Source organism: Paenibacillus taichungensis (assembly GCF_047302525.1).
GTDB classification, from domain to species: Bacteria; Bacillota; Bacilli; order Paenibacillales; family Paenibacillaceae; genus Paenibacillus; species Paenibacillus taichungensis_B.
The window spans coordinates 4,735,999-4,754,824 of sequence record NZ_CP168020.1; the positions used below are offsets into that span (position 1 = coordinate 4,735,999).

Sequence of the window (18,826 nt, forward strand, 5' to 3'; positions counted from 1 at the left end):
AGCTCACATCCATTCCCCTTCGCAGCGATATTCAGGGAAAGCCAACTGGATCTCGGATACCAGAAAGCTCAGCAAATCATCCAGAAAAATAGCCTGTTCTGGCTGAATTCCGTGTTTGCTGAACCTTAAAATCATTCGATGTTTATCTGCCTCAACACGGACATGATCGCTAACAAATCCATTAAGCGGGTACGTGATGCCCAAGGTTGGCCCAGGTGCCACCACTTTCACATCATCCAGTTCCAAGCCCTCTGCTGCCTGGAAAGCATGAACCATACGGGCAATCTCCCCTTTGGATCGCACAGAGCGTCCTTCCTGACGCGCATATTTACCGGCAAACCCTTCCCGTTTGTTGTTGGAAAAGAGCGGAAAGTCCATTCTACCGATTCGGGTTGTAACGGGACCGGCTATTTTCAGTACCGTCCATGAATCGGATTTCTCCAGCGGAGATACGATGGTGATATCTTCTTCCGATCTTTTGATATATCGAATATGCGATTCGTCTCCATCCACTAAATATCCGTGCTCAGTCCCTGTTTTGCGGAGCGGTAACACATGTTCATAATTGATGCGGTCCGAAGCCGGGACAGGGAATCCACCTGTTTTCATATCAAGCTTCTGAATATTCCAAAGGGGGATCATGTTCGTTCTTTTATATGACTCAAACTCCTCCAGATGGATTGAAAGTTCTTTGACCACATGCTGTTTGTCCCATGCATCTCCATCGTCTGAACCCACTAGAACACAATCAACGAATTTGAACACATAGGGTGCATTAATCGATTTCCATGGTAGGCTGTTTTTACGAAAGACCCGGTACAGTTCTTCAATTTTGGAGATATACGCAGTACTTGATTTCAACCGAACCGTTATGGCATGTCTGCCTTCACTCGTTACAATCTCCCCGCGGAATGTCCGATTACTTTTCAGCAGGGATTGGAGCTCCTGTTGCCCACATTCCATGTAGAACGTGAATAAATTCATCTCTTCCTTACGTGCCAGCGCTTCTGAAGCCTCGCTCAAATAAACAGTCTGTGGTGCAGCATCCTCCGGAAGAATCGGATACAGAAATTCATGAATGGGGTCCAAATCTTCCCGCGGACATAATGTGACATATACATCGTGGCGTTCCTCCAGCGGTACCACCTCGTCAAACACCCGTTGCTCGATCTGTTTGTTTAGCGTCTCCTGATACTCGACCAGATTAAGAAAAACGCCTGTCATGAGATCTTTGAGCATGCGACGTTGTTCCAGATCCTCCATCTTGTTTAGACGGTCACGAATAATATCTTTCATCACGAATCTCCTCCTTCCGTTGCTTCCTGTTCATTCGCTTCAGCCTCGGTGGTGTCGGTGCTTCCTTTAGCCTTTGAGGCGGAATTAATGCTAGCATTGCTTGTCGTTTTTCCTGAAGAAGACCCGGAGCCAGAAGCATCCGCAGTCCCACTTCCGGCCGAAGAGGAATTACCCGTGGAAGAAGTACTTCCCACTGAATTGCCTGCGCTCATTCCTCCCGTATTCCCGGTCCAATCCGAGTTCAAACCAGACGTATCTGTTGTTCCTAACCCTGCCGCATCCTGAGTAAGATCAACCGCCGGTACAGGTGGATTCAGTTTCTCATCCAGCTTATTTATTTTCCGCTCCATAGCCAGCACGCGTTCCAACATATCGATCTCCTGATAAATTTCCTGTGCCGAAGCATAGGCATCCATGGCGCCACTATAATCTCCGGCTTCATTGAAGCGGTCACCCTTCTGTTCCAGCGTATCAGCCTGAAGCTGTCTGGATTGGCGCTTGATATCCGCCCGTTTGGTTTCGGCTGTCTCCAGTTTGGTGGCAACTTCCTTCAGCGCTTCCTTATATGCTGTTTCCGTAGCCGCTGTTCTGGCCCTTTTATACAAAATGATCGCTCCACTGTAGTCTCCGTTCTGGAGTTTCAGATCGCCCTCGGTGATCCAGTCTTGTACTTGCTGAAAGGTGGTCATCTGTTCCAAACGTTCCTGAATGACTTCACGGTTAAACATATTGTAGGACTCAGACAATTCTAGTGCTTTGGTGTAACTGGCGGTTGCCTTGGGAATATCCCCTTCTTTCAGATGAGCCTCGCCGTCAACCAATGTCTGAGCAGCAGCCATCTTCGAAGTCAGCAACTTTTTGTGCACAGGGTCCTTTACTTTGATCGAATTGTTGCGAGCAAGACTGTAATCTGAGACGGCCTTGGCGTACTCCTGTTCCTTCACGTACTGGTCAGCGTTCTGTTCGTATTGCAGCATATCTACGACCAGCTCGGCTTTTTTGGCTGCGCTTTTCACCGCGTAGAATATGCCGGCTCCGCCAAAAATCAGGAGCATAATCAACATGATGGCAATCCGTTTAATCCACTTCTTACGGTTCTTGGGTTCTTCATGAAAAATCTTGTTCACATAGATGGCTGCCGCACTATAATTCTCGATTCGTGAACGTTGCTTGCTGAGCATCACTTCTTCCAACGTGTCGGCCAGCGCCTGCGGGTCATTGGCACCTTCCACTGCATCAATCATCTCGGCATCCTGCACGCCTTCCCATAATCCAGGGGTGCATAGAACAAGCACATCACCATCGGCAAGCTTGATCTTATCGGATACATACGGTTTGATCATGCCAGGTTTGCCCGCATATTCATTCAGATTACCGCGTTCATCATGCTGATCCACACGATCCTCTGCAATCTGGCCTTCCGCTGCCAGTTGGGCAGCTACACTATGATCCTTGCTTTTTAGTGCAAGCCTATTTCCCCGGAAATGATACAAGCGGCTATGTCCGGCCGATGCCCACACCATGCGTGTATAATCCGTTACAACAATAACGAATCCTGCTTTGAGCCTGACCCGGCGGCTTTCATACTGCAACCATTCATGTGCGATCTTGATATATTCCGTCAGTCTGCGTTTGGACATGGTTGGCTTTTCCAAAAAGGATTCCAGAATGGTCTGTACTGTGATCTGTGCACTATTCACTTCCGTATCGGTGTCCAGACCATCTGCAATGACATAACAAGCCCAGTCTTCCAGTTCAACGCAGCCGTAGAAATCCCGATTTTTCAGGAAAGACCCCGCCTCTGAGACAAAAGCCGTCTTGAATTCACTGTTCTCCTTCCTCATCCGTCTCCCCATTTCCCGTCCCTGTGCGCTGCCTGATCTGTTACCATCCTTGCTCCAAAATGATAATCGTGGCGTTATCCTGATGCACGAGCTGTTTTTCTTCAATTAAATCAATGATGGCCTGGGCTGCATCAAATGGCGGAATATCTTGCGCCAGAATGGTCTCCAGTTCCATCTCAGTGAGGGAGTTGTATACCCCGTCACTGCATAACACAATCTTGTCCGCCGGCTGCAGTGCAAACGGCTCGTCCGCGATTTCCATTTGTTTAAAATGGTCGTACCCCAAATAGTTGACCAGCCTTTTGCGCTGCGGATTGTCAAGTGCCTCCTGCTCCGAGATCTCTCCAGACATATACTGTTCTTCAAGTTGGCTTTCCAGTGTGTGCTTGTGATTGATGACAAGCAGCTCTCCATTGCGAAACACGGCCAATATACTGTCTCCTACCGCACCCCAATACAGATCCCTGCCCTTGATCATGGCAGACACCAATGTTGTCCCTCCGGGAACGCCCAGCAAATTCCGAAGAATGGCCTGATTCGCAGTATGCGAAGAAGCATCCCAAAACTCTTCCGGATCAGGAAACCGCTCCAGCTCTTCAAACTCCCGAATAAATGTTTCCACGGCAGTCGTACTGGCCACTTTTCCACCGGACAATCCACTGATTCCATCGGCAAGTACAGCAAGTACACCATGCGGCTGCACGGCACAGGCAAAATAATCGTCCTGTTCATTGCGAGCACCAATGGTCTGTCCATTCCCAATCTGAACTCCAACCGGTCTATCGTCACGCTGCCTTACCGGAATCCGGCTTCGTACGAATAACAGCAACCAGATCAACAAACAGCCACCCGCAAGTACCCAGTAGGGCGTTAGCTCCTTGTCGTTCCACAAAATCATGAAGGTGTTCACTGTTGCTCCCATTCAAAGTGCACACCGCACAATGGAATGAAAATGAATTTGCTTCGTCCCAATTGAATAACATCGTAGGCAGCCAGTTCCACCGGAGAATAGACCGCTTCATTGTTGTGATATGCGAGGCCAGAAGCATCGCCGGGCAGCAAATAGAAATTCCGCTTTTTGGGATCGTACACAATCACCGCGTGATTACGCCGAGAAATGGTGTTATCCCCGAGGATACGAACATGCATCTCTTCCGAACGTCCAATAAAGTTCTTTTCAGCCATTATTCGATAATCCTGGCCCATCTGCGGACCCTCGATGCACACCATCCAACCCGTTACCGGTTCAATTCCTGTCGTTTCGCCCAGGTATGGCATCGTTCTGTCATCCTCTGCCGTACGAGGTGCGCGTGGGACTGCACCCGCTGCCTCACCATTACTGGTAACTGGCGATTCAACGGCCAGATTGCAATATGGACACGTATTGCCGTGCCGTCTCGTGCTGAACATATGTCCGTTTCCACATCTAGTCAGACTCATTTCGTTTCATTCCCCCGTAAGCTTGTATGATGTACGCCAACGTTATTTCACCAAAATGCGGGTATTGGCAATATAAATTAAGTCCCCTGCCTCAATCAGGCTGGGTTCTTCGATTTCCAATTTGGATGCTCTGCTTTGATTTCCTTTACGTACGCCTACCCCACTGGCCGAGTCGATATCCTCGATAAACCATTGACCCGAGGCTTTGTTCAATACCGCGTGTTGCGAGCTAATGAGAGACGCATATGGTGTGTCGGAGAGATCGATGTCAGCCTCACTGTTCTTCGAACTTTTCCCGATCAAAACACTCGTTTCGCCCTGAATATACCATTCCTTCACACTTGTGCCGTCGTCGTCCAGGAGGACGAGCTTCACGACACGCGAAGACAATTTCTTCTTTTCCACCTTGGTGGCTGGCATGTATTTAAAATACAGGTATGCTCCTCCAGAGAGGACCACGATAATTCCAGTTACCCACTGGGCACTCATATCCCGGTTGATGATAAATATGTAATACAGCACGGCTAACGAAATCATGGCGACGCAAGCGTCAAGCCCCATCGTCAATACCGACCTTCCTCGTTTCACTTCCATAACCTCCGCCTGAACCGGCATGATCCATAACGAGCTACCGGTCTACTTTTTTCGAACTCCGAAATATCGGTCAAACATGGCGGACATATCCATTCCTTTATTGGGACCGGCTTTGCCACCGTTTGGACTTTCCTTGCCTTTGGGGTGATAGCCAAAAAATTGTTCGAACTGTTCCTGCATCCGCGATGGATCCGACCATACCTTCTCGGCATTTGCACTCCCGGACTTCGCATTGCCTTTACTGGATCTGGCTGTATCGGATGCCGAACCCTTCGCTTGACCTGTATTACGTCCAGTGCGAAGCTGCTGATCATATGCTGCTCTAAGCTCGGAATTTCCGAGTGTACTGTATGCCTCATGTACTTGCTTGAAACGCGCTTCTGCCTGTGCATCTCCCCCATTGACATCCGGGTGAAATTTCTTCGCCAATTGACGGTAAGCCTTCTTGATCTGCTCCGGAGAAGCTTCACGTTCTATACCAAGCACGGCATAATAATCTTTCATGGTATTCTTTCCTGCCTCCCTGCCGTATTCGGGCATAAATAAAGATTAAGGGGCACCAGGGCCCCTTAACATGACAGCGTTGTTCAGGATCAGTCCTAACTGGCCCGAGACAACAGTTGTTCCCTTTTATACAGGGAAGCCGCCTTCAATTTTAGTGAATTCAGTTTTGTCTTTTTTCTGTTTGATGAACAGGCTGAATTCACCTACGCCTTCGGTATCACCGAAGCGCTCTGTGTAATCCACAACAAATGCGTTAGGCAAGTAAATTTTGCGTACCACTTGATCTGCTGCAACCACTTCAAGGGTTACTTTGCGGTAGCAATCCGCTTTTTCCGCAGGCACGAGGGACCACAAAGCAAGTTTCATCGTGTCATCTGCATTGTCACCGTCGGTTGCAGTGATAATTTTGCCGCTGATGCGAAGTGTTGCGCCTACATCTGTGGATCTAGCGTTGGAATCATCTGGTGTATCCGTGTCATACACAACTGTACGGATATTATCCATTCCCAATTCGATTGTTTCTGCGCCTTCTACTTTCAATACAAAACCCATTAATAAAAACCTCCTTAAGATTAGGAAAAAATGTGCCCGGTATGCTCCCCATCTCGGGAGAGGTACCGGAATATATGTATAAAGGCAAGACGATGAAGTCTGCCTCTAACACCAAAATAAATGTCTATAATACGTTGTTTGATGAATCATATTTAATAATCAGACTTGTTCCAATGGTTGTCTTACACTTTCATCGCACTGGTGCCTTTGGTAATCATGACCTCCAGGTTCTTCACGTTGCCGTTAAATACCAGGTCAATATGGCACATGTTGCTCTTTTCATCGATGATAAAGCTCATGTCGTCGCCTTCCTGAATGATCGAATTGATCGACCCTCGAGTTCCCAGCCACCGGCTCTTCTGACTGCTCGGATTGTTGCTGAAGAATTTGACGATATTTTCATGCTTGAAATCACCGGTTTGGAAACGGAGCAAGCGCTCAATGTAAGTACTTACAAGTGTTTTGTACAAGGAATCAAAACCATCTTCGGACATCGCCATGCTTCTCGCTTTATAGACCGTGATCCGTTTGATGTCGCTATCCTGGATTTGGGCATTTTCCGATGAGAAAATAAATCCAAAGTTTTTTCGGTTAATCAAATCCTTGATGGTATTTGTAAATCCGGAAATTTCTTTGGTCATCGTTGTTACAACACGCAAGCTGTTGTCCCCTGCCTCAATGTCAAAACGCACACCTGGATAATCACGGTTGACGTTCTTGAAAGCCCCTTTCAGGTATTCCGGACACTGATACGCAGCAACAATCCCTGCAGATACATAGGACGCGCCAACATACACGCCTTCAATCCACAGTTTCAGAATGTCTTCCTTCTCCTTGGAAAGTTCCACACCATTCTCCGTCTGAAGCATGCGACTGTCGATAACGACACCCGATTTCTCCTTGGGAATAATCGTGAAGTTTGGAGCACTCGGAATGGCAAACTCGCTGTATTCCTTACGGGTCAACACCGAACATTTATCGATATACTTATCAATGCCTGCGGTAGCCATACTGCTGAACGTGGTTTCTTCCCCGGATTCAAAGCTGAAGAACACCTGCACCTTGTAATCCTTAACGACCTGAAGAAGCATTGCCAGAGATTCCATGCTGTTTCCGTCTTGTTTAACCACTTTCTCGTTACCACGGAAACGGGCACGGCTGACTTTGACTTGACCTGTATTTTCCAGTTCTACGGAAGGAACGATACCGAACCAGATCGTATCGGTAAAATCATTCTTCGCGTTGACAGTGTTGAGATATGTCTCAAGCCGCGGAATATTACTGCTCTTGACGAGCATATCCAGTTTGGCATTTGAGATCAGCATGGAAGGAAGCATGCCTTTGTTCTTAATCGCATATTGGTCAAAGAACATTTTGACACCCAATATTTTCTCGACCAGCGGTTTTACCGTTTTCACAAAATCATCCTTGGCGTTTTTGTAAAACTCCAGGTATGTATTGTAATTCTGCACTTCAACAGCAGTATCCACTTCAGACTGTACCGCAGGAAGCGGGCAGAATGTGCGGACCACCAGATCCTGTACATACGGCGAAGGTGTCTCGGAAAGTGAATCGTAATCTTCGGCAAATACTTGCGTCAAATCGGTGCTTGTCGCTTCATCAAGAAGCATCAGCTCGTTGTTATCACTCTTCGGAGCTTCGATAATTTTCAATTCTCCGCTCTCACCAATCGTAAGTTGCCCAACCTGAATCGCTTCTGAAGAAGTTTCTTCTTGTGCGCGGCCCAGCAACAAACGGGTCTTAATATCTTCAATGGCGAGTGGAAGCATGGCCATGACATTGTTATAGTTCCGGCTTGCATCTTCAAACATGACATTCAGCTTATCCCCAATATCCAGCTTCTTCGGATCGCCGTCATCCAGCTTCTCATGCTGACCATACATGTAATGGATTTCCTTCCGGACCTGACGAATGTCATCCATAACTTTTTTCGGTGAGATCATATCGAGCAGATTTTCAAACTTGAAATCAACGTTCGTAATACCTTGACTGCGCTTGGTATCAATCAGGGTGAACAGCATTCTCAGAAAGTCGTTACTATGGTCGATCTTGATCTCCGAGATAGCCTCGTCCGGGATACCTTCCGGCTTTTTAAGCGTATACATGACTTTCTGGTTTACCGCATTGAAAAAGGAGTACACGCTAGGTGAGAACTTGTCCAGGAACTCATCGAAGCTACGAACAAGCAAATGTTCGTTAATCTCCTTGATCTTATCGTCACTCAGACTGTCGATGCCCTTAACATCACCGACAATGGTGATCAAGTCCAACTTCTCGGGATTAATTTCTTCAAAAAGCATCGTTCGGTTCGTTTGATTAATAATGTCCATTCAGGCAACATCCGCCAAGATGATGATCCATTCGGGCGAATGCTTCCCCCCCTCCATCAATTTTTGACACTCCGCACGTCTCTATCGGCCTTCGGTCATGATTCAGGAGAATCAATGCTCCCAGCAAACACAAGACCAATAGAACGAGCTGTCAACATACGACTGGAACTTATGTACCAGATTATGCCGTTTGCTTTGGAGATTTATGGAATTCATCTTAATCATCAGCGATATGTTTTGTCAATATTACCCACTATAGGTCTAAAAGCTCATTTCACAACCTTCGATATACCTATAGAACTAATTTTTGGAATTCGCTTCACTTCCTTACGAATCATGCCGATGATATAGAATATCCTATAATTTGGATGATGTTCAATGATTTAAGACTAGTGGGGTTTTCCCCCTAATCAAGAGTAAAAAGACTTAAAGTATGCGGTGTTGCATTATTCTCAACTAATGAAAACTACGCATAACGGGGTCATATCGTGTATAAGCAAAAGATTCTCAAAAAAATTTGATCACGTCCAAAATATGGGCCGCAGTTTTTAAAGCAGAAAGGAGATTCGAAGCCTCACATGATATTAATTAAATACAAAAACATACTGCTCTCCCTATTGGTGATTAGCGTTTTAATTCCAGCATGGGACATGGGGAGCGTGTACGCGGAATCATCTGTCAAGACCCACGCGTATGAAGGGCTCGATGCCATGTTTGTCCTGGATGTTAGCTACTCCATGAATGAGACCGACAAAGATCGCATCGCCGAAGAAGTTATACATATGTTTATGGATATGAGTAGTGGACCTAAGACCCGATTGGGATTCGTAGCTTATAATGATCAAATCACTTCATCCGTACCTCTAACGGATATATCATCCTCTGGGGCACGCAATAACCTTCGTAGTCGTGTTGATGGCTTAAAACGCTCAGGTTATACAGATCTTGGACTTGGCTTGCGCCGAGGTGCGAGCTTGCTTGAACAGTCCCAGACGGACAAACGAAAGCCATTTATGATTTTGCTTTCTGACGGGGAAACGGATTTGCGTGGTTCGTCGAGCAGAACACCAGCTGATTCATCCAAAGATGTGGACAAGGTGATTGAGATGGCACAAAAAGCTGATTATCCCATTTATACTGTTGGACTAAACCGCGATGGTACGGTTAACCCCGCTGAACTGGAGCGGATAGCTCAGGAGACGGGTGGATCTTCCTTTATCACAGGAAGTGCAGACGACTTGCCTGAAATTTTTAACCGGATTTTTGCAGATCAGATTCAATCTGTTCTTGTATCTGTAGCCGCTGTAACAGCAACAGGGGCAATGCAGGAGGTAACTGTGGACATCCCCAATTCAAGCATGGCGGATGCCAACATTATCATGCTCTCTGATCATGCTGTCTCTGAAGCTCAGCTGTATTATCAGTCTAGCAATGTCAGCTTCATCCGATCTGATAAATATGCTCTAATGAAGATCATTCGTCCGGTTAAAGGACAGTTCAAGCTGAAATTCAAGGGGCGCAGCGGAGATTTAGTGAAGATCAACCTACTTGGCAACTACAACGTGTCTGCGGTTGCACATATGGCAACGGAACAGCCAGTAAAGGGGAAAAGCATCACATTTGAAGCCTCTCTCTACGATCAGGCTGTGGACCCTAAACCCATTCAGGATTTGAATGTTTACAAGGGACTTGAAGCAGAACTCATTGTGACCCCGTCTGATGGGAAAACAGAACGTATCCCTTTGACCAATACAGGCAGCGGATTTACGGGAAAATACACTTTTCCAAAATCGGATCTATACACATGGGGTCTTCGAATTGATGGTCCTGACTTTTATCGGGAGATCACTCCCGTTGAAGTAGATATTACGAATCAGGCCCCCGTAGCAACTGGGGAGTCCATGGTGTTATCCAAAGACGATAGCAATACAGAGGTTGACCTAAGCAACTATTTTAAGGATGCCAATAATGATCCATTAACGTATGCCCTCGCAGAAGGTGGGAGTGAGCGCAAACTCGGAGACGCTATCATTGAAGGTAATATACTGCGTTGGTCTTCGCTCCACACCGGTAGTTCATCCATCAAGGTGACCGCCACGGATTCTGAAGGCGCGAGTGTAACCGCAGACATCCAGTTGAAAATTCATTCTTTACGTGAAAAGATACTTCTATATACGGGACTCGGCCTCCTCGCAGCTGGTGGTATCTTCGCACTGTATTGGTTTGTGCTGAAACCAAAACCTGTATTTCGCGGAAGACTGGAAGGATACTTCTTGGCCACTGCGAACGGAGAAGATATCCCCGTAACGAATTGGCCACTGACTTCATTGGAGCGAAGAAAAGTGAGTCTCAGTGAACTATTTAATCGGATGGACATTGGGGTCAAGGTACCGGAGTCAGGACGAATCTGGCTGGAAGCTGGTAAAAAAGAAACGTTATTGGTACGGCATGACACTAACTGCACAGTCGTCCGGGGACGAACACCAGTGAAGCCCAGACATACAGAAGCTCTGGAGTATAATGAAAAGTTGTATATTACGTTTGAGGATGGTGTCACGGAGATTGAAATTCGATACAAAGCCATCAAACCAAGTACTAATATCTATGTAGGACAAAAGAAAGACCCACAGCAGGCCATGGGATAATCATCGCAGTGTTGAAGAGAATTATCACCTGCAATGGCACTATTGTAAAAACAGATGCACAAAGAGAGTTAACCTACTTATAGAAAATGATTCCTGTTCAGAACAGGAATCATTTTTTTATCCCTTTGGTATCTAGTGCCTATGAGTTGTGAAGATAGCAACGTTCTCTTAAAAGTCTATCTAACACTCCCCTGCCAGCTCCGCATCTGTCCAATGAAGCTGAACACCCTGGCGAATCAGCTGTGCCTGATAGGCATGAAGATGCTCCGTCGAAGCCCTCACCTGTGCTGGTTCAACTTGCTGTGCAATGGCATAAGCGGCAAGGGTTCCGGCAGCCTCGCCAATATTCCATTCGGTGGGATGCAGACGGTAACAACCATTCGCAATCTGGGTCATGGAGATATTTTTGCAAGCTGGGAGCAAGTTCTTGACTCGCACCGGGATGAGTGCACCCAGCGGAATCTCATAGGGATGGTTCGGTATATAAAAAGTCCGCTGACTCACGGTTGTTGGATGGAGATCCAGATGATAACTGCCGACACCCACACTATCCTCGTAACGTTTGGCTCCCTCTGCTCCGCGCAATTCCTTGCTCACATCCTGCTCGGTAATGGTATATACGCCTCGGATTCGCCGTGATTCCCGAATATACGGTGCTTTTGCGAGACCGTCTTCCGTACCGAGCATATCTCCACGCAGCCTTATGCCCGGATAACCCTGTCCGCCGTCCAGGCGGGGAGCTGCCGTCTGAAGCCAGTATACCAAGGAAAGGGTTAGTTGCCTCGCCCCTTCCAGATGCCGCTCTCGTTCCTCCGGCGATACGCCAATGATTGGCCCGGCGTAATAATCGTTCAGTGCCCAGTTGAGCAGCGTGACTTCACCATCATTCAGTGACTCTGTCCATATAGCCGGGTCAACGATCCGCCGATAATCCCACAGGGAGGTGATGCCCTGATCATTCGGGAACATCGTGAACTCTTTCAGCTTGGATGTATCATTGGCATCCGAAGCGTACCAGCTCAGGATCGGATACAGTGAGAACGAGGGAACATACTGACGCCAGTAATCATAGTCCCTCGGACGATGTATCGTGAAGTCTCCACCCGCCACATAATCTACTGCCGCCACATGGGTAATCGACTGCATGTCTAGCGGGTCCGCTTCATCCAGGGCATGTGGTTCACCCGTTTCCCGCCGAGATTCCGCTCCACTTACATGCTCTACTCCGGCGAGGGGAAGCAGATCGCTGCATTCTGTGGCATCCAGATAATAGGCACCCCGGAGTTTAATTAATCCCCCACTTGGCTCTTCACGCACAGTCACGCCAGTCACCCGGTCACCTGCTGTATCTACCTGAACTGGCACGGTATGATAGAGCACCTCGATTCGACCGGTGTTCACGTAAGGCGCAAGCATCTCATGCAAAACGGCAAGCGCGACCTTCGGCTCATGCGCCAAGCGACTCACCCAGCCATTACCGGGGTTAAGAATAGGATCGCTCTTGGCGACATCCGTAAGCGGGTAGTTCCGTCTGTAGTAATCTCTGACTCGGCTGCGGAACTCACGATACGATGCTGTACTACCAGATTGTTCAATCCAGCGGTGCTCATCTGGCGGTACTGCCTGTGAGGTCAATTGACCGCCAAGCCAGTCCGTCTCTTCCGTCAAAAGTACCCGTAGCCCTGCGTTGGCTGCAGCCAGCGCAGCTGCAGTCCCGCCAAGACCACCGCCAATAACTACGATATCACTGTGTTTCTCCTGTTCAATCCCCATGCTTTGTCTCCTCCCTGTCACTGCCTTCAGGCCAGCCAACGCCGTCCTTACGCAGGCGTTCCAAGGCCAGCTGCGCCGCCCCGATACAGCCTGCCCAGTTACCGAGTTCAGCCACTGCAACCCGGTCTGCCAACCCGACACTGGATAACTTAGCGGTAAGCATCGGCCACCATATAGCCTGATCATGGGTTACACCGCCACCAAGAATAATCAATTCCGGATCTATCGAGGCAGATATATTCGCAATAACCGAGGCTAAATCAGATATGTAACGCTCTAGAATGTACAACGCTATTGCTTCTCCCTGGCTTGCAGCGGTCATAATCTCTCGGCCGTGAGTATACGTGTTGCCCTTCAGTTCCCGCGCCAGCCGCATCAGTGCACTACCGGAAATGTATTGCTCCACGCAGCCGCGTTTGCCACAATTGCAAGGCCGACCGTCAGGCACCAGCACACAGTGCCCCCAGTCCCCACCGCGCCAGTCTACTCCCCGTAACATCCTGCCAAATGCCATATTGGCCCCACCGACCCCAGTTCCGAGTGTCAGCATAACCAGGTTCTGCTTACCGGGGCCAGTACCAAGCCACGCCTCGCCGAGCAGTGCAGCATTGGCGTCGTTATCGGCAGTTGAAGGCAGGCCAAATTCCGCAGTTGCCCACTGTGTCAGTGGCATTCCCTGCCAGCCAGGTAAATTATTCGTTGCGTGGATCACTTCACCCGTTTCCACATTCACCCTTCCTGCCGAGGCAATACCCAGTGCCTTAACATCTCCACATCTAGACAACAGTTCACTTATTAACCCGCGCAGCTGGCCAAGTATGGCCTTCCGACCCAACCGGGCCTCTGTTGCACACGTAGCCTCCACCAGAACGACTCCGGCTTCATTGACTACAAGCCCTTTAATGCCTGTGCCACCTACATCCACGCCAATGACCTGTGGCATTTGCTTTCCCCCTATTCACACAAGCCCTTCAATAAATACGGTCGATAACGGCCCTGGCCGTTAATTCCTTCATCTTTTTAGTCTCTTCGCCATGCTCGCGCTCCAGTCCCTGGCAGAGCAAGTCGATAATAAACAGCTGAGAGATTTTAGCTCCTACAGAACCGCCTTCAAGGGGAGACTCCTTCCCCGCGGTCAAGAGCAAGATATCCGCAATAGAAGCAATGGGGGATTTGGCATAGTTAGTCATGGCAATCACATTAGCCCCGTTTTGTTTGGCCTTCATCAGCATATCGTTGGTATCCAACGTACTGCCGGATACGCTGATGCCAAAAGCCACATCACCTTCTCCCATCGTTACCGCCATCATGGACTGGATATGACTGTCGGAATTCGCTTCCGCACGCCGCCCGATACGCAGAAATCGGTTCTTGGCATCCATAGCGGTAATGCCTGACGAGCCCACGCCGAAGAATTGCACATGTCGTGCGCCGTCCAGACACTTCACCGCCTGCTCCAACTGGCTGCGATCCAGCATACCCAAGCTGGATTGCAGCACCCCCACCATCGAGGCATATAAATGGTCGGCGTAATCGTCCTCTCCCTGCTCGCTGTCTGGCTGGTTCTGCCGTTTCGGCAGCCCTTGAGCCAGCATCAGCTTGAAATCCTGATAGCCTTTAAACCCGATTTTACGGCAGAATCGCATCACCGTGGTCTCTCCAGTACCAGCAAAATCAGCCAGCTCAGTCACAGAAAAATAGATTATATTATCCGGATTGTCCCGCACGCACCGGGCCACCTTCTGCTCCGACTTGGTCATGGAAGGATAATACGTATTAATTCGGTCATTCATCTCCATTACTCTTCATCCTCGCTTTTTTGGTCACTGCTGCGAACTGTCGGGTAATTAGCTGTGGCCGAGTTATCGCGGAGCCCACCACAACAGCGTAAGCCCCCAGATCAAGCGCCTCTTCTACCTGAGAGGGCTTACTAATCCTGCCTTCGGCAATGACCGGAATCTTCAACCGCTGTGCGGACATCCCCAGCAGTTCCAAATTTGGCCCTTCCTGCTGCCGGGAATACGGTGTATAACCCGATAGGGTAGTCGAAACACAGCTGACTCCAAGTGACTCAGCATATAAAGCTTCCTCCAGAATGGAGATGTCCGCCATGGAAGCCACCCCACTTTCGTTCAGATAGGAGGTGATTTGCTCCAATGTATGATTTCCCGGCCTACTCTGGCGAGTCGCATCAAATGCAATGATATCCGCTCCGGCCTCCAGCAGCTCGTCAATTTCTCTGAGGGTTGGCGTGATATATACAGCAGAATCCGGGTAATTGCGCTTCACGATGCCAATAACCGGCAATGAGACGGTCTGCTTGATCGCGCGCACATCTGCTGCCCCATTCGCCCGAATACCCGCGGCTCCTCCTTCCTCCGCAGCCGCCGCCATGCGGGCCATCATCGCCACGCCATGCAGCGGTTCGTCAGCCAGCGCCTGGCAGGACACAATCAGCCCCAAATGCAGTTTCTCCAGCACTACCTTTGTCAGGGTTCTCACCCTCTCTCTTATATTCTGCTTTCCTTACCAGGGTTGGATGGTACGAATCGTACAGACAAGCCCACTTCAAACATCCGGTTCCACGGCATATAACAATCGGTAATCTGGATACTCCCCGCTGCATTATCGATCCGCATAGTAAGCTCTTGACGCAGCCTTTCCTCTACTCGGGCGGCAACACGACCGCGAGACCCATCCAGCAAATATTTGCCATAGCCCATCTCCTGCACCGGGCCATTGCTAAGTTCTCCCCGGACGACTGAACAATAGCAGACATCCTCAGCATAGCGGAGGGCCAGGAAATCAAGATGTGACTGCGTACGACCATAGAGCAGATAGATCATAGCCTGTGAAATGACGGTTCCCAGCGAATTGGAGCTGGTATTCCAAGCCGCGTATCCAGCCAGATCAAATAACATGTCTTTTTGCCGCAGCATCTTGACCAGCTTCTGATCCCCACCATTGGCATATCCCACATCCGCTACAGCCACCGGCTTTTTCTTGCTCCTAAGTAGAAAGTGCCCATATACCACCAGTTCCATCAGGTTTCGGTATACATCATAGCTGTAAAAAGAATGCTGCTGCGACACCGCTTCCGCCATCGTCTCTCCAGGTGTACTAATCAACAGCACCAGATCTGCTTCAGTCTCACTGGATGCAATTAACCCACCTGCAGCCAAAATCTGATATTTGAGCGTCTCATAGAAAAATCGATCCTCGAATAGCGGGGTAACAAACGCCCCCTGAACAGATGATAATCGCGGATACACCAGCGGCATCCGTCCGCGAGCCTTGTTCATCATTCTGGTGAGTAGTACACAACCAACTTCGTCCGCACCAGGATACATGTAGACTTTAAGTTCCAGATCAAGGTCCGTAATACTTGCTCGGACTTTCTCCTGATCCTTGGCTGTATGTCCATAAGGTGCCGAATCATCCTGCGGCACAATCATGAACTCGATAATTCCTTCCTTGGCCAGGGCCATCACTTGCTTGTTTGCTTCAATATTTACGGCCCTGCGTCCCAGGTAATCTTCCAGCACTTCAATTGGTAGACGGTTATCGATATCGGCCAGCTCGCGGATCTCCTCGTCAGTCGCAATCCCCAGCTCCAGCCGATGGCTGATGAAACCTTTGCGAAAAATCTCCCGCCCCCAGTCGGCGTAATAATCCGGCTCCTCATCGGACAGGGAATATTGCGGGCAGCGCATAATCAGTTGAAACGCATACAGGGTTAGCTGCGGGTACTGCTGCTTGATCCCCCGAAGGCGCTCCAGACGGGACGACAGTTCATCTGGCTCCAACTGATGCAGCCGGGAAGGAATAATCCCGCCGTAGAGCAACGTATCCAAGGCAACGATTGCTCCATCTGCCCCTGCACAGCTCTCCTCAAACCAGGTCCATAACTGTTCCACATCGCCCGGACGCTTTTTCAGGCCCATGATTTCAAGTGGGGGACGCTCCACTGTGAATTCCGTTCCCTGTGCCAACAAATAAGGAAACTCATAATTGCAAGGCCGTTCATCTAACGGAACAAAGGTTAGCTTATACTGCTTCGGCATGAATGCGTTCACCCTTTCTGTGTTTTTTTATCCTTTAATCGCTCCGGCGATGCCTTCCATATAGTATTTTTGGGTGAAAAGGAACACAATGATAATCGGCAGCACCGAGATCATGGTGCCGGCGGCAATCCAGCCGAAGTTATACGAGAACTGACCGTTCAGATATGTCAGGGCCGCAGCCAGTGGATATTTCTGCGGATCATCCAGCACCACAATCGGCCACAGGAAATTGTTCCAGAATGCCATAACTTCAAGCAAGCCAATGACGGCAACCCCTGGTTTCACCAATGGCATGACAAGCTGCACGAAGATACGGAATTCGGAGGCTCCATCCATTTTGCCAGAATCCCGAATATCTGTCGGTATGCCCAGAAACGTTTGTCGCATCAGAAAGATGTTAAATACCGACACCGCGGCCGGAAGCACAACACCAAGAAACGTATTGCCCAAGTGAAAGGCCTGAATGGTTAAATAATGCACAATCATCGCCGTTGCCGAAGGAATAATCATGGTCGAGATCAGCAGCGTGAACACCAGATTACGTCCCCTGAACCGAAAGGTCGCGAGTGGATACGCCGTTAGGCAGGACAAGAAGATGTTAAACACTACCCCAAGGAGCGTAATCACCACCGTATTTATGATGTAGCGTGGAAAATCCATGAACTCCCACACCTGCACGTAGTTATCGAAAGCGATGAAGGTAGGTAGAATTGCTGGTGGATTCGCGAACACATTACGACCAGGCATCAGCGATACGCTGAGCAACCACAGAAAAGGACCCATCATAAACAGGGCGAGCAAAATCAACAGTACATAAATGATCAAATGACGAAGGGCTTTTTTCATTTTTTTAGACGAAAGCGTATGCCGAATCAATAGGTATTCACCCCGCCTCTCCGGTTCAGCCGGAACACCAACACACTGAGCGCCGCTACCATCACACTGACGATAAGCCCAAGCGCCGAGGCATACCCGAAATTGAATTGCTCCAGCCCTTTTTGAAAAATATATACGCTCGAGGTCAGCGTCGACGTTCCCGGCCCGCCCTTGGTGAGAATATAGACCTCATCGAATACACGAACGGCACCCATCACCGAAATTACGGTGCAAAAGAGAATATGCGGCCGCAGCAACGGAAGCGTCACATGAATAATCAGTCTCAGTGGTCCTGCTCCATCCACTCTGGCGGCTTCGTATAGATCTGCCGGAATTCCCTGAAGCCCAGCCAGATAGAGCATCATATAATAGCCGAGACCCTTCCACATGGTGATGAACATCAGCACATACAGCGCCGTACTGCTCGTGGAAAGCCAGGAGACCTGCTCACTAAGAATGCCAACCTTCAGCAGCAGGTAATTGACTACGCCGTTATTGCCCAACAGCCAGCTCCAGATCAGCGCCACTGCGACCATGGAAGTTACAACCGGTATGTAGTAGGCAGCCCTGAACATTTTGACACCCGGAATCCGGCTGTTAACCAGAATGGCCATCAGGATCGAGATGATTTGAATCACCGGCACAACCAGCACATACACCAACGAATTCCACAGCGAAATCAGGAAATTGTGATCTTGAAAGGCCCGGGTAAAGTTATCCAGTCCAACGAAATGTGTCTCCGTAATGACAGAATAATCCGTTAATGAGAGGGGTATCCCGTAAATAATCGGCCAAAAGGTAAAAACCGCCAGAAACAACAATCCCGGTGCCATAAACGCCCATGCAGCAAAAGATTCGGATCGAATCGCCTTGTACACGGCTACGCC

The 18,826-nt window shown here is 48.9% G+C and carries 16 protein-coding genes; 1 reads left to right on the forward strand and 15 read right to left on the reverse strand.

Going from position 1 to position 18,826, the window contains the following annotated elements:
* Positions 1-3: 3 nt before the first annotated feature.
* From ACDJ58_RS21215 to ACDJ58_RS21250, 8 genes are all read right to left on the reverse strand, one after another.
* Positions 4-1,296: a normocyte-binding protein gene (locus ACDJ58_RS21215; RefSeq protein ID WP_413372768.1), complete on the reverse strand. Its 1,293-nt coding sequence runs from the start codon at positions 1,294-1,296 to the stop codon at positions 4-6.
* A complete protein-coding gene (locus ACDJ58_RS21220; protein ID WP_413372770.1) occupies positions 1,296-3,140 on the reverse strand; it encodes a serine/threonine protein phosphatase in 1,845 nt (614 codons plus the stop codon). Before ACDJ58_RS21220 ends, ACDJ58_RS21215 begins: the two co-directional genes overlap by 1 nt.
* 40 nt (positions 3,141-3,180) lie before the next feature.
* The gene (locus ACDJ58_RS21225; protein WP_413372771.1) at positions 3,181-4,062 is read right to left on the reverse strand and encodes a PP2C family protein-serine/threonine phosphatase; all 882 of its coding nucleotides are present in this window, start codon (positions 4,060-4,062) and stop codon (positions 3,181-3,183) included.
* Positions 4,047-4,580, reverse strand: a complete 534-nt coding sequence (locus ACDJ58_RS21230; RefSeq protein WP_413372772.1) for an FHA domain-containing protein — start codon at positions 4,578-4,580, stop codon at positions 4,047-4,049. Before ACDJ58_RS21230 ends, ACDJ58_RS21225 begins: the two co-directional genes overlap by 16 nt.
* Positions 4,581-4,622: 42 nt before the next feature.
* Positions 4,623-5,174 carry an FHA domain-containing protein gene (locus tag ACDJ58_RS21235; protein WP_063567938.1) on the reverse strand — a complete coding sequence of 184 codons (552 nt, stop codon included), beginning with the start codon at positions 5,172-5,174 and terminating at the stop codon, positions 4,623-4,625.
* Positions 5,175-5,216: 42 nt separating this feature from the next.
* Positions 5,217-5,678 (reverse strand): J domain-containing protein, encoded by a 462-nt coding sequence (locus ACDJ58_RS21240; protein ID WP_413372773.1) that lies wholly within the window; start codon positions 5,676-5,678, stop codon positions 5,217-5,219.
* Between the two features lie 126 nt (positions 5,679-5,804).
* Entirely contained in the window at positions 5,805-6,230 is a 426-nt protein-coding gene (locus ACDJ58_RS21245) for a hypothetical protein (RefSeq protein WP_053781361.1), read from the reverse strand.
* 182 nt (positions 6,231-6,412) lie between these two features.
* Entirely contained in the window at positions 6,413-8,581 is a 2,169-nt protein-coding gene (locus tag ACDJ58_RS21250) for a hypothetical protein (RefSeq protein WP_064636265.1), read from the reverse strand.
* 578 nt (positions 8,582-9,159) lie between these two features.
* Between ACDJ58_RS21250 and ACDJ58_RS21255 the strand changes: the two genes are divergently transcribed.
* On the forward strand, positions 9,160-11,226 hold the full coding sequence (locus tag ACDJ58_RS21255; RefSeq protein WP_413372774.1) for a VWA domain-containing protein: 2,067 nt from the start codon (positions 9,160-9,162) through the stop codon (positions 11,224-11,226).
* A gap of 180 nt (positions 11,227-11,406) precedes the next feature.
* On the opposite strand, the gene ACDJ58_RS21260 is transcribed toward ACDJ58_RS21255, so the two are convergent.
* From ACDJ58_RS21260 to ACDJ58_RS21290, 7 genes are read right to left on the reverse strand one after another with little or no spacing between them, the layout of a single operon-like run.
* A complete protein-coding gene (locus ACDJ58_RS21260; RefSeq protein ID WP_413372775.1) occupies positions 11,407-12,999 on the reverse strand; it encodes an FAD-dependent oxidoreductase in 1,593 nt (530 codons plus the stop codon).
* The gene (locus tag ACDJ58_RS21265) at positions 12,989-13,942 is read right to left on the reverse strand and encodes an ROK family protein (protein ID WP_413372776.1); all 954 of its coding nucleotides are present in this window, start codon (positions 13,940-13,942) and stop codon (positions 12,989-12,991) included. The genes ACDJ58_RS21260 and ACDJ58_RS21265 overlap by 11 nt, the downstream gene beginning before the upstream one ends.
* Positions 13,943-13,970: 28 nt before the next feature.
* Complete coding sequence (locus tag ACDJ58_RS21270) at positions 13,971-14,798, reverse strand: MurR/RpiR family transcriptional regulator (protein WP_413372777.1); 828 nt, start codon at positions 14,796-14,798, stop codon at positions 13,971-13,973.
* On the reverse strand, positions 14,785-15,492 hold the full coding sequence (locus tag ACDJ58_RS21275; protein ID WP_413379771.1) for an N-acetylmannosamine-6-phosphate 2-epimerase: 708 nt from the start codon (positions 15,490-15,492) through the stop codon (positions 14,785-14,787). The genes ACDJ58_RS21270 and ACDJ58_RS21275 overlap by 14 nt, the downstream gene beginning before the upstream one ends.
* A gap of 17 nt (positions 15,493-15,509) precedes the next feature.
* On the reverse strand, positions 15,510-17,063 hold the full coding sequence (locus tag ACDJ58_RS21280; protein ID WP_413372778.1) for a DUF4127 family protein: 1,554 nt from the start codon (positions 17,061-17,063) through the stop codon (positions 15,510-15,512).
* A gap of 27 nt (positions 17,064-17,090) precedes the next feature.
* The gene (locus tag ACDJ58_RS21285) at positions 17,091-17,909 is read right to left on the reverse strand and encodes a carbohydrate ABC transporter permease (RefSeq protein WP_063567955.1); all 819 of its coding nucleotides are present in this window, start codon (positions 17,907-17,909) and stop codon (positions 17,091-17,093) included.
* A 26-nt stretch (positions 17,910-17,935) separates the two neighbouring features.
* Positions 17,936-18,817, reverse strand: a complete 882-nt coding sequence (locus ACDJ58_RS21290) for a carbohydrate ABC transporter permease (protein WP_099859299.1) — start codon at positions 18,815-18,817, stop codon at positions 17,936-17,938.
* Positions 18,818-18,826: the final 9 nt, after the last annotated feature.